The organism is Spartinivicinus marinus (genome assembly GCF_026309355.1).
Classification (GTDB): domain Bacteria; phylum Pseudomonadota; class Gammaproteobacteria; order Pseudomonadales; family Zooshikellaceae; genus Spartinivicinus; species Spartinivicinus marinus.
The window spans coordinates 5,964,278-5,976,662 of sequence record NZ_JAPJZK010000001.1 but is presented as its reverse complement, the minus strand read 5'-3'; the positions used below and the strand labels follow the sequence as shown (position 1 = coordinate 5,976,662).

Annotated in this window: 8 protein-coding genes; 5 read left to right on the top strand and 3 right to left on the bottom strand. The window is 41.7% G+C overall.

What is annotated here, in order from left to right; genetic code table 11:
* Positions 1-152 precede the first annotated feature (152 nt).
* The 3 genes from OQE68_RS26375 (at position 153) to OQE68_RS26365 (ending at position 5,823) form a co-directional block, all read left to right on the top strand.
* Entirely contained in the window at positions 153-683 is a 531-nt protein-coding gene (locus OQE68_RS26375; protein WP_180570081.1) for a hypothetical protein, read from the top strand.
* A gap of 108 nt (positions 684-791) precedes the next feature.
* Entirely contained in the window at positions 792-1,991 is a 1,200-nt protein-coding gene (locus OQE68_RS26370; protein ID WP_180570080.1) for a hypothetical protein, read from the top strand.
* A gap of 256 nt (positions 1,992-2,247) precedes the next feature.
* Positions 2,248-5,823, top strand: a complete 3,576-nt coding sequence (locus tag OQE68_RS26365) for a pilus assembly protein (protein WP_255490980.1) — start codon at positions 2,248-2,250, stop codon at positions 5,821-5,823.
* Between the two features lie 63 nt (positions 5,824-5,886).
* On the opposite strand, the gene OQE68_RS26360 is transcribed toward OQE68_RS26365, so the two are convergent.
* The 3 genes from OQE68_RS26360 to OQE68_RS26350 all read right to left on the bottom strand — a co-directional run bounded on the left by OQE68_RS26360 (position 5,887) and on the right by OQE68_RS26350 (position 10,127).
* On the bottom strand, positions 5,887-7,452 hold the full coding sequence (locus OQE68_RS26360; protein WP_180570078.1) for a TerD family protein: 1,566 nt from the start codon (positions 7,450-7,452) through the stop codon (positions 5,887-5,889).
* 93 nt (positions 7,453-7,545) lie between these two features.
* Positions 7,546-8,262 carry a copper resistance protein B gene (locus OQE68_RS26355; RefSeq protein WP_180570077.1) on the bottom strand — a complete coding sequence of 239 codons (717 nt, stop codon included), beginning with the start codon at positions 8,260-8,262 and terminating at the stop codon, positions 7,546-7,548.
* A gap of 5 nt (positions 8,263-8,267) precedes the next feature.
* Positions 8,268-10,127, bottom strand: a complete 1,860-nt coding sequence (locus OQE68_RS26350; protein ID WP_180570076.1) for a copper resistance system multicopper oxidase — start codon at positions 10,125-10,127, stop codon at positions 8,268-8,270.
* Positions 10,128-10,447: 320 nt separating this feature from the next.
* Here OQE68_RS26350 and OQE68_RS26345 point away from each other — a divergent pair, with 320 nt between their 5' ends.
* Positions 10,448-10,867 (top strand): hypothetical protein, encoded by a 420-nt coding sequence (locus OQE68_RS26345; protein ID WP_180570075.1) that lies wholly within the window; start codon positions 10,448-10,450, stop codon positions 10,865-10,867.
* 169 nt (positions 10,868-11,036) lie between these two features.
* Complete coding sequence (locus OQE68_RS26340; RefSeq protein ID WP_180570074.1) at positions 11,037-12,275, top strand: TolC family protein; 1,239 nt, start codon at positions 11,037-11,039, stop codon at positions 12,273-12,275.
* The last annotated feature ends 110 nt before the right edge of the window (positions 12,276-12,385 follow it).

Sequence of the window (12,385 nt, the reverse complement as noted above, 5' to 3'; positions counted from 1 at the left end):
ACTAACAATAATATTGAAATAAAAATAACTAGAATTTGTCACTTTGTTATTGATTGAATATTATTGGATACGTCTTTGGCTTAAAAAATAAGCTTGGTCATTGAGCAAAAAAAGAAGAGCCTATTAATAAACAATAATATAAGGATGCGTAAATGAGGGATCAGCGATTATTTGTTTTGACTCTTCTATTGTTCACGTTGAACAGTTGGTCTGTGGAGCTTGTTAAGCCACTCGATGCTAGCCAAATAAAGGTTGCCAATAACCAGTTACACTTTGTCCATCAATCATTCTCAAAACCAGAAAATGATGAGCAGTCCGATTATTTACTAGAAAATACCATAATATTAAAACAAGTTGAAAAAGCAGCTAAAATAGAAGATAAAGGATATGAAAAATATCAACAGCTATATCAGGGCGTGGAAGTTGAAGGGGCTGGCTTAATATTGACACGAGATTCTCAAAGTCAGCTGGATAAAATTTTTTATCAGAATTTATACCAGGGAATTGTCAGTGATATTAATAGTGTTACGCCACCTGTAGCGTTTTCTATAGCAAAGGTAAAACCTTGGTTGATCGATAATTTTTTGAATGGCAAACAAGCCTTGAGTGACTGGCAGTTAAGTGACTATGCTGTTAAGCCCGCTATTTATATTGATCAACAATTTTGCGTTGACCACTTATGATAATTATTTTATCAACTAAATACTCTTCGCGAATGATTAGAAATAATTCATGATGGGTATATGAAGTAGTTGGCTATTTTCTGACTACTTCATATTTCTGGCTGAAATATGATAAAAACAAAAAACGGCGAGTGCTGTGTAGAATATGCTTTAACCCGTTGGCTTGTTGTGCTGCTATGTTTTTCGTCAGTGAATGCATTGGGCGCTGAATATATAGCAGATAATGCTCAGCTAAGCTGGCTAGGTCTGGGGTTGGATAGCCGCAGTGGCTTTAACAAGCAAGCATGTGTTAAAGGTTCCTGGAAAAAAACTGGAGATACTCGTGTTGAATTGCAATATTTAGGCTCTCGTCATACTAGAGATGCTATGGAGCAGGTATTTGGTAAGATTAAAGGAGGCGTCAATGTGGTGATATTTTCAGGCTCTGTCAGTGTCTCAATGACATCACGTATTTCGGAAAACCAAACTACTGCAGCATCAACAATTAAATTGACCTATAACGGACCTAATTATACCCTGGAAAATCGAACGTTAACCCCGCTAGGGCAAACCATGACCAAGGCTGATCCTGCGACTGTACTAGGTCATTGCGGTGATGAGTTTATCTATCATATGGACACTGGGGGAGAAGTGTATGTCACTGCAAAGCTGCACTTTAGATCGAAAGAAGCTTATAAGAAGTTTGTGACTAAAGTAAAAGTCAGGGTGTTATTTGTTAAAAAAACGAAGACCTATACCAAAGAGTGGTATCACTATGCAGAAGATGCCGTATATAGTATTAATGTAGTCACTAACGGTGGGGAAACACCTAAGTTAAAACGTATACTTAAAGAAAATCCTCGCTATTGTAAAACCGCCGATATTGATGATTGCTTCAATACAGCCAGTTTACTGTTTGAGTACTTATTTGGTGATAATGGTTACCATCAGGACTTAACCGCAACTGCATTGAAAGTGTTGTCGTTTGATACACAACGTTACGATGACTCAGGCCATTTTGCCCTTAACCCTAAAGTCGCGCCTTATATTGATCCAGGCTTTAAAATCCAGGAAGAAAAAATAAAAATCAAGTTAATTGAAAATAATGGTTATCAGCAATCGCTTCAGGCATTTTATGCCGTAGCGGACGGTAGCGAACATAAACAGTACTATGAAAATGAATTAACAAAAGTTCAACATAATTTGACAACGTTAAATAAAGCCGCTACGGCGTGTCAGGTCGAAGCTCACTTTGTCGAATGTAAGGGGGTAGTTGATCAAGCGATGAATAGTTTATATAACATATCTATTAAAAACGCTTCGCTGTGAGTATATACCATTTTATATTGGGTGATGCAGTATAATAGCAATTGGTATTGCTATTTTTTATCTACCACATTAATTTAACTGGATAAATGAACTGAATAATATCAATGGAGTTGTTTGTTAATAGCAATTTTTATTTTCAATAACCCTTCATTACGACCATACTGTTATTTATTGCACGGATTTGTTGTTTACAAGCACTGTCCTTAAATAATTAAGCCGGTCAGCTTACCGTTTAAGCAGAAAGTGCGTGTTTCTGATGGAGGGGATGATGTTCCATAGGAAACCTTACCAATATCAGTATGTAAAGCAGCCAGTGCTTATACTGGTAGGTACTATTATTACCTTTCCTTTGAGTAGTTACAGTGGTCCTTTAAACCTGGCACAAGACGCACTAGAAATTGCACCGGGTGCCGAACCTAATATCGTTATTTTGTTTGATGACTCAGGCAGTATGGACTGGGAAGCGACGATGGCCTCCGGGGTGTTAGTGGCTAACCAACCAGACGGCAAAAATATAGGGTCTGCAGGTGGCATTACCCATCAGTCTGGTTGTGGTACACCTTACTATTATGGCGTACATTTCAAGTCAAATACTTATAACCGGTGGTGGGGGAAATGTGCTGTTGCGGCAACTAATACCTGGCGTTTTAGAAACAGTCAGTTTAATAAACTGTATTATGATCCGACTAAAATCTATAAACCCTGGCCAGGGGTAGATAAAAATGGCAAGGTTTTTGGTGATATTGATGTCAGAAATGCACCTGATAATCCTTACAGCCCTGCTGAATTTGTTGATTTAACCCGTGGGGACGAGATTTTAAGAAGCACTTGGGGCTCTCGAGATAATAATAAAGAAGGATTTGCCTACTATACCTGGAAAGATGATGGCGATGGTATTTTTGAAAATGGTGAACAAACAAAAGTCAGGGTAAAGAACCTCAGTAAAAAAGAACAAACGAATTTTGCTAATTGGTTTGCTTACTATCGTTCCAGGGATTTAGTCGCTAAAGGGGCATTAGGTTTTGTTATTGAAGGGTTATCTAATGCTCGTGTCGGTTTTACTTCTATTAATACGACAGCGAATAACTTTCCTGTTGCCTCGTTAAATGCGTCTGTATTATCGGGTAATAAAAAGAAATTGCTGGATAAAATCTATGGTACACCGATTCCCGCAAATGGAACTCCATTGAGACGTAATTTAAGGGATGTCGGAAGATATTTTGAATGTGTATCGGGTAATCGCTTTAATGCAAGTGGATCAAGTTGTCCAATCCAACCAATGCCCATAGGTACCTGCCAGCAGAATTATGCCATGTTGATGACTGATGGTTATTATAATGGCGGCTCTCCTGGGGTAGGGAATCAGGATAGAGACACTACCAATAACCTCTTTGATGGTGGTGCTTTTGCTGATAGTCAGCATAATACCCTGGCTGATGTGGCCATGTACTATTACAAGCGAGATCTCTCTAGACTGCCCAATAGTGTCCCCATTACGAAATACGATAAACAGCGTTCGCTAACGTTGTTAAGTGATGAAGATAGCCTGCATCAACATATGGCTACTTTTACCATTGGTTTTGGCTTAAAAGGAACGGTGGCAACATTCCCAACTGATCCCAAAGTGGCATTTAATTGGCCAAATCCATTTGCCAGTGATTTTGCTAAGGTTGATGACTTGCTACATGCCGCTTATAACGGTCGTGGGGAATATTTAAGTGCAGAAGACCCCGAACGTCTGGTAGATGGATTACAGGAAATTTTTCGGCGAATTAAATCCGATTCAGGTGCAGCCAGTGCCGTAGCGTTTAATACCCAAAGCATTAAAGCTAATGCATTTGCTTTTAGAGCATTATTTAATCCCAAGCAAAATAATGGCGATGTGCTTGCGCATCCTGTGGATGCTAAAACCGGTGAGGTAGATACAGCAACCGTCGTCTGGTCGGCTACGAAAAAGCTGGATGAAAAACTGGCCGGTAATAATGTTAATAATCGTAATATTATTACTTACCGGATTAATACTGATGGTACTAAAGTAGGTGTTCCCTTTAACTATGATAGTAACCTGAATCAAACTCAGCGGACCAGTTTAGATAATCCAGTTCCATTTGCCTTACCCAATAATTATGGGGACAACGACGGCAAGATAGGCGATGAACGACTTTTCTACTTAAGAGGGGATCAGACCCACGAAGGCATTAATTATGATAAGGGACAGTTTCGTGAACGGTTATCCAGTCAAGGTCGCTTTGGGGATATTATTCATTCAACACCTACCTATGTAGGAGCCCCGGCTTTTTCTGGACGCGATAATAGCCCTTATCCAACCGCTTCACCTTATTCAAGCTTTGCTAAAGCGAACTCTTCTAGGCGACCCATGTTGTATGTGGGGGCTAATGATGGGATGTTACATGGGCTTAATGCATCAACCGGCGAAGAGGTGTTTGCTTATGTGCCGAATATTTTATTTCCAGAATTATATAAACTCACTTCCCCAGACTATGTGCATCAAATGTATGTTGATGAAAAAGCCAGTGTGAATGATGCTTTTTATGGAGGAAGCTGGCATACCATTTTAATCGGTGCGTTAGGTGCGGGTGGCAGGGGGTATTTTGCTTTGGATGTAACCACCCCCACAGCATTTGATACGGAAGCTGGTGCTGCAACCAAAGTATTATGGGAGTTTACGGCAACTGATGATAATGACTTAGGTTTTACTTATAGCCGGCCCATTATCACCATGACTAACGCTACATCTGGTGGTGAGCAATTGTGGTTGGCTATTTTTGGTAATGGCTACAATAGTACCAGTGCTAATGGTAATGCTATCTTGTTTCTCAATAAATTAACTGGGCATGGCACCGATGGCCAATGGAACTTAGGGACTGATTATTACAAAATAGACACCGGCAAAGGAAAAGCATCCAGCGTTGATCGTCTTACCCCTAATGGCATTGGTTTACCTCGGGCGGTAGATCTTGATGGTAATGGTACGGTTGATTATGTATATGCTGGCGATTTACAAGGGAATCTGTGGCGCTTTGATTTAACTGGAAGCAGTATTAGCTCATGGAAAGGAACCATTATCTTTACCGCTAAGGATAAACAAGGTAATCCTCAGCCTATTGTTAACCAGCCGATTGCGGTGCGAAATACAAGTCAAACGGGTATTGTCGTTGTGATTGGCACCGGCACCTGGATGACTCGCGATGATATTGGCTCAACCGAAATTCAAAGCATGTACGGCATTTGGGATGACTTTGAGAAAAAAGGTTATCCTGTCAGTGAAAATGATCTGATTGAGCAGAAGTTTACCAATACCACTGAAAAAATCAGTGGTTTTACAACACGTAGTTTAAGTGATAACCCCGTTAATTATTCAAGAGATAATAAAGTGAGAGGTTGGAAACTGCACTTTAATGCTAATTCAGCTGCAACGGGGACAATTGAATTTCCTGGTGAGCGTGCAGTAAGAAAATTATTTTTAATTGGCAATAGCCTGATAACGACGACAGTTATTCCTAATCCAGCATTGGCCTGTGCCACATTACCGGGTGGTTTTCTGATAGGACTTGATCCATTAACGGGAGGTCGTTCTAAAACAGCTCCTTTATTTGATTTAAATAATGATGGAGAGTTTGATGAGAAGGATAAACTGGCGAATGGTACCGCTGTTTCAGGTATACGGCTAGCGGGTATTCCGACGGATCCTGCTTTTATTGGTAACCGTATCGTGATTCAGGAGCATACAGGTAATGTCACTGATTTTGGTACAAATCTGGAGGGCTTGAATACTGGCCGGCTATCTTGGCAACAGTTAACGTCTGATTAATTGCTAGTGGCGCATGTGTCAATCGATTCGCATGCGCCAGAACTCTGCTTTGCTTGGTTATATTTACCAATTATGTGTTTCGTTTGAGGCGTTATGATCACTGCGCATTTTGTCAAACACATAAATTTCCTTACCATGCTCATCTATCTCAACCTGGCCGGCACCCTTGGCACATAGGTATTGCAAAATGACAGTGACTTCTTCAATGGTCATAGTATGGCTGGAGGCCAGTTCAAACGCTGTTACTCGATAGTTGCGCTCCTTAATCATATTAAGGATTATCCGTTCATTATGCTCTTGTTGTGCCGCTTTGGTTTTAGTGTGCGTTTTCCAACTGAATGCGGCACCACCTGCAATCATACCACTGCCCAATAACAGCATGGGGATACTGGTATAGCCTAGTAATGAAATAAGCCCCCCCATAGAAGCAACCCCATAGCCTAAGTAAGGATGCTTCGGGAGAGGGGTAGGGGTATTGTCAACGACTGTCGTAGGTATGGGCGTTTGAGTGGATGGTGTGGTTGATCGATTACTCGTTGGCTGTTGGGCGACAGAAGCTGTACTTCTTTGTTTTGGGGCTGCAAAACCGTACTTTTCACCAATTTTCTTAATCCCTTCGGCATAACCCTGGCCCATACCCCGTACTCGCCATTCGCCCTGGTGACGATAAATCTCAAACAAAATAGCACTGTTATAATTTTTAGCGGCGGTTTCAAAGATAAACTTACAGACAGGCTGGCCAGTGACTGCACTGACTAAGCGAGTTTCTACATAATCGACACTGGAAAAGCGCTTGGTTTCTGGGCTGCGGGTAACCAGTAATTCTAGCTTGGCAATGTCATTAGGTATTTGCTCTAGATGAATTTCCCCTTTGGCTTTAGTAAGAATTACCCCATCACCACGAAGAACAGGGTTAGCTGTGTATAGAAAGTCTTTAATATTTTTAACCTGACTTTCAACATTGACAGCTACTACGTTTAACTCAATATCATCTAACCCAGGCACACTGCGTGCCTGCCATAACAAGTGTTTACAATGGGAAAAGTGCTCAGAAAGGGATAGGTTTTCACCTGGTGCAAGCTCAGCTCCCTCAGCAAGAGAAATTCCATCATCGGCTTGGAGCGGTTGGGGAAGGCTAAATTGATACTGCTCAGCTACTGCACTTAGGTCGCTCGGTGACTCAAAGCCAATAAAGCGAAGCTTCCATTGGCCCTTATGGCGATAGACTTCTAATAAAGTTAACGACTTTGTTTCGGGGGAGCAGCTAGGAATATTAATACGAGCCGCCTGACCACTATTTACCCTGACCTGGATATTGCTGACCTGAGAAAAGTTATAGCGACTATTAACAGGCAGAGCTAACACAATATAAAACCGCTCGTAGGGGGTGGCGAGCACAGGTAGGGTTAACTCAAACAGTTTACCTTGTGTGTGCCGGGTAATCAGGTCGGTGATGACAGCATTGTCCCCCCATAAAAAGTGGCCAGGTGTCGTAAGCTGTTTATTTTCGTCTACTGCTAAACCATAGGCTTCTAAACCCAGATCGGCTGTTAAACTGCGCCAGCCAATATCAATCCGTAATGGTTGTTTTGAATCTAACGAAATATTTTGGCCCCTAATTAACTCCATAGTGCTTATTTATACCCCGAGTGCTGTATCCTAACAATAAGTGACATGTAGAGTGTTCTCAGAGTTTACTTCGCTAGTGGAGGTGTCGCAAACCTAAAACCACATGCGCACACCAACAACCAAGTTTACATCATCCGTTTCCTCCCCTTCTTCTCTGGCAAAGTCAGCCGTTTTGCCATATTTTCTCCACCAATTAATACCAATATAAGGGGCAAACTCTCGCCTGATTTCATAGCGTAATCTCAGGCTAAATTCTGCTTCCGATAGACCAGATCCTACCCCAACGGCTTCATCATTTTTACTAAATGCACTTATCTCAATTTCTGGGGTAAGCACTAAGTGCTGGGTAAATAACACTTCATATTCAGCTTCCAGTCGCAGTTCGATTTGGCCATGCTCACCTAAAAATAAAAAAGGCTCCGTTTCAAAATAGTAGGGTGCTAACCCTTGAAAACCAAGCGCTAACCAATGGCGCTCGGGGCCAGATTCTAAATCACTACGCCAGCCCGCTTGAAAATCCCAGAATGGCGCCACTGCTCGGCTGTATAATAATTGCAGTTCAGACTCTTCAGTGTTGCCATCGGTATATTCACCTTCTGATTTTAACCAGAGTTTATGTAAGTCTTTGCCTACCCAGGCTTGAGTATCCCAAGCGATCGGATTATCACCTTCAGCTTCACGCCATTCCAGTTGGTTGACCATAATTTTGGTTAATAATGGGTCATCTTCAGCGGCTGCTAAAACCTGTTCACTAATAAATAAACCGAAGCCTATACTTATTAATAAGCCGTATTTAATTGCTGTATTCATAACGTCTAGCTCACTCGCACTTCTCGCATCATACCGGGCATGTGGTACAGTAAATGACAATGGTATGCCCAGCGGCCTTTGGCATCCGCAGTGACCAAATAACTGATTTTAGAACCAGGCTGAACTAATACGGTATGTTTACGAGGGATATTGTTGGCATCGCCTGTTTCTAGCTCACTCCACATGCCGTGTAAGTGAATCGGGTGAGTCATCATGGTGTCATTAACCAAGGTGATGCGTAGGCGTTCACCATATGTCAGTCGTAATGGTTCAGCATCGGCAAACTTAATCCCATTCACTGACCACATATAACGGTTCATATTGCCAGTTAAATGGAGTTCAACTTCTCGGCTTGGCTCACGATGATCATAAGTAGGATACAGATTATGTATGTCTGCATAGGTGAGCACTTTACGCCCATACAAGCGTTGATGATCTCTTAACCCAATACCAGGATCATTAAGTCCACTTTGTGGCATTTCTGCACGCATATCCACATGGGGGCCAAATTCAGTAGGTGCGTGTTTGATTTCATTATTACTGCCAAGTCCTGCTTTACCTAGTGGTTGTTGATGACCTTGATGCTGGCTGTGATCCATACCACCTGTGTTGTGTTTCATCATCTGATGTTGGCTATGGTCTATTTCACCAGTATGCGATGGTGTTATTTGGTGTTGACTATGATCCATGCTATTAGTGCCATGATCCATACCATGCCCGCCATGTGCCATACCCATCTCTTGGTGGCCTAACAAAGGGGCTGGTTCCATCGCTGGAATAATCGCTGGTAAGGCTGGGTTGGGGGTGAGAGTACCGCTGGCATAACCGGTTCTATCAATGCTTTGGGCAAACAGTGTGTAAGCGCTATTAGCATTTGGCTCAACAACGACATCGTAGGTTTCTGCGACACCTATTCGAAATTCGTCGACTGTAATAGGCTCGATATTTTGCCCGTCAGCCGCGACTATTTTCATTTTTAAGCCAGGAATACGCACATCAAAAATGGTCATGGCTGCGCCATTAATAAAGCGCAGCCGTACTTTTTCGCCTTTTTTAAATAAAGCAAACCAATTATCTTCGGGAGTAAAACCATTCATTAAAAAGGTATAGGTATAACCGGTTACGTCGGAAAGATCGGTTTCACTCATGCGCATCTGGTTCCACATGGCCCGTTCATTCCAGGTTTGAGTCACTCCTTTGGTTTTAATATCTCGCCATAAATCACTTACCGTACGTTCACGAAAATTATAGTAATGACTCATTTTTTTTAATTTGGCGTAAATAGTTTCAGGGGCCTCATCTGACCAGTCTGAAAGCATCACAACATAATCACGGTCAGCGTTTACTGGATCTGGCTCCTTTGGCTCAATCACAATAGCGCCATACATCCCGGTTTGCTCTTGAAAACCAGAGTGACTGTGATACCAGTAAGTACCACTTTGGTTAACGGTAAATTGATAAGTAAAGGTTTCACCTGGTTTAATACCGGCAAAACTTAAGCCGGGTACTCCATCCATATCGGTGGGCAAAATAATTCCATGCCAATGAATAGAACTATCATGAGCCAACTGGTTAGTCACATTTAAGGTAATTCGATCACCTTCTCGCCATCGCAATATAGGAGCTGGAATGGTGCCATTAATCGTGGTTGCCTGGCGTTCCCTACCGGTAAAATTCATCGGTTGATAACTAATATTCAAGGTAAACTGTTTGCCTGAAAGTACTTGTGGTACCTGTCGTTTAACCGTATGGGATGCAGTCAAAATGGGTGATGCACCTAAACTACAAAGTAAACTACCCGCTGTAATGCCAGTGACAAACTGTCGGCGAGAGATGAGTGGATGAGTGAGCTTGTAAGTTGTCATTCGATATTTCCCTCACCAATTTTGTTCTTTCACTATTTATTATTTTGAGCTTGTTATTATTGTAATTGTTCACATACAAAAGTAGTGCAATTTCTTTCATTCAAGGTAGCCTACCTCATTTGACTAGCATTTATATAGGGTTATTATAAAACAGCATTAAAAATAACTATTTTTCCTCTACACTAAAAATACTATTAATTAATTTATTGGACGACTTGACCTTCTAGTAGGGGGAAGGTCTATGATAGGCAACTATTCTGGAAGCAGGGCTATAGACTAGCCCGTTTTTTCAGCCTAAATGCTTAGTAAAGCAGTGCATAATGATGTTAAACAAACTACGACAACAGAGAAGTCATATAGCCTTAGCTTTATTAGCGATGTGGGTTATGTTGCATCTTGTTGGCTGTTTAACGGTATGGGTTTCTGCTGCTGATACTCATGCAATGGCCAGTATGGATCGCACAATAACCCAGCACCATATGGCATCAATATTAAGTGATGATATATCACATGCTGGTGATATGGCTTGCAGTGACACGAATAACGCCTGTCAGTTTATGAATAAATGGCAGTCATTATTACAATTACCATTACAGCCCCTATTTGCGCTTTTCCTTATCATTCCTTTCCTTCAACTGCTGATTGGCCCATCAATTGGCTTAGCCATACGTCAACAACAGTTGCGGTATGTTCAAGCTAGCCCGCCCATTAACCTTCGCCATTGCTGTTGGCTGAAATAGCCTTTCCCTAAAAGCGGTTCCACTACTGTTGCATCTGGTAACACTGCGTTTGCGAGTTGTGAAGCCGCGTCCAAGTAATATCTCATTTTCTTTTAAATTTTTATTTAATCGATTACTAATTTATTTCGTTATAGCTTAAAACGCATTCATGAAGGGTATAGGAGGGATTATGCCTACGCGGTTATTGTGGTGTACTTTTTTTACCATTTATGTACCCATGTTGCAGGCTCACTCAGGTCTAATGCTTGATCAGGCAGTCAAGACAGCGTTAACCAATGAACCAGGGCTTGCAAGTCGTCAACTAGAAGCCAGTGCCCTAAAAGAAGAGCAAGTGGCAGCTAATACATTGCCTGATCCGATGGTCAGTGTTGGCGCAATCAATGTACCTGATGATACTTTTGACTTTGATCAGGAAAATATGACCCAATTGCGCTTTGGGGTGCGTCAGCAATTCCCTCGGGGTAATACACTTGCCTTACAAGGAGATGGCTTAGGGATTCAATCAGCTAATCAGCAAGTCAGTGCTGCGTTACGGAAGCTGGAAATTAAACGTGCAGTCCGGCTCGCCTGGTTTAGCAGTTGGGGAAGTCAACAAGCCGTTCAATTACTGAAAAATGACCGCTATTTGTTTAGTCAGTTAATTGAGCTATCTGAGTCGCTTTATTCGGTTGGTAGAAAAACCCAGCAGGATATTTATCAGGCAAAACTCGCCTTAAGTCGGCATGATAATCGGATTATTGAGCTAAAAAAACAGCAACATTCCTCATTGGCGATGCTCGCTCGCTGGTTACCTGATCAACAGATAAATCGGGTTGCCAATAAATTACCTCACTGGTCTTCTATAACAAACTCAATCGACTCTCTATTACTCAAACATCCCATGGTTGAAATGCGCAATAAACAAGTTGATTTAGCTGACAATAAAATTGCGTTGGCAAAAGAAGCCTACAAACCGCAATGGGGTGTTGAGTTGGGTTATGGCTTAAGACAAGGTGACGATGCGATGGGCAATGATAGAGCCAATTTTGTTTCTGCCATGGTGACCTTTGATTTACCGTTATTTACGGAAAATAAACAGGATAGAACCCTGGCCGCTAATCAAATACGGCGTGAGTCGGCTACTTATCAACGGGAAGTGTTATTACGCAAGATGCGCTCACAATACCTGTCGCTCCAGTCACAGATAACAGGCATTAATGACAGTATTGCATTGTATCAACATCGATTAATTCCTGAGGCTAATTTACAAGCAAAAGCGGCGTTGGAGTCTTATCAAGCAGATCGCATTGATTTTGCCACGGTGATTCAAGCGTATATCAGTCGGCTTAATGTCAAATTAGAGTGGCTGAAATTAAACGAAAACAAATTTAAGACACTAACTCAATTACGATTTTTTACAGAAATATAGATCATAAATCTGATGTTTGATATGGAATAACAGCGCATTCTTCCTCCGTTCTTGAAGTGCCATCCATGGCCCATCAAGAACTAAAGCGACATCCATGTCGCAGCTCCAGA

Excerpts from the sequence above, each read along its gene's own strand:
- OQE68_RS26375 (WP_180570081.1), top strand. The coding sequence starts at position 153 with ATGAGGGATCAGCGATTATTTGTTTTGACTCTTCTATTGTTCACGTTG.
- OQE68_RS26370 (WP_180570080.1), top strand. The coding sequence starts at position 792 with ATGATAAAAACAAAAAACGGCGAGTGCTGTGTAGAATATGCTTTAACC.
- OQE68_RS26365 (WP_255490980.1), top strand. The coding sequence starts at position 2,248 with ATGGAGGGGATGATGTTCCATAGGAAACCTTACCAATATCAGTATGTA.
- OQE68_RS26360 (WP_180570078.1), bottom strand. The coding sequence starts at position 7,452 with ATGGAGTTAATTAGGGGCCAAAATATTTCGTTAGATTCAAAACAACCA.
- OQE68_RS26355 (WP_180570077.1), bottom strand. The coding sequence starts at position 8,262 with ATGAATACAGCAATTAAATACGGCTTATTAATAAGTATAGGCTTCGGT.
- OQE68_RS26350 (WP_180570076.1), bottom strand. The coding sequence starts at position 10,127 with ATGACAACTTACAAGCTCACTCATCCACTCATCTCTCGCCGACAGTTT.
- OQE68_RS26345 (WP_180570075.1), top strand. The coding sequence starts at position 10,448 with ATGATGTTAAACAAACTACGACAACAGAGAAGTCATATAGCCTTAGCT.
- OQE68_RS26340 (WP_180570074.1), top strand. The coding sequence starts at position 11,037 with ATGCCTACGCGGTTATTGTGGTGTACTTTTTTTACCATTTATGTACCC.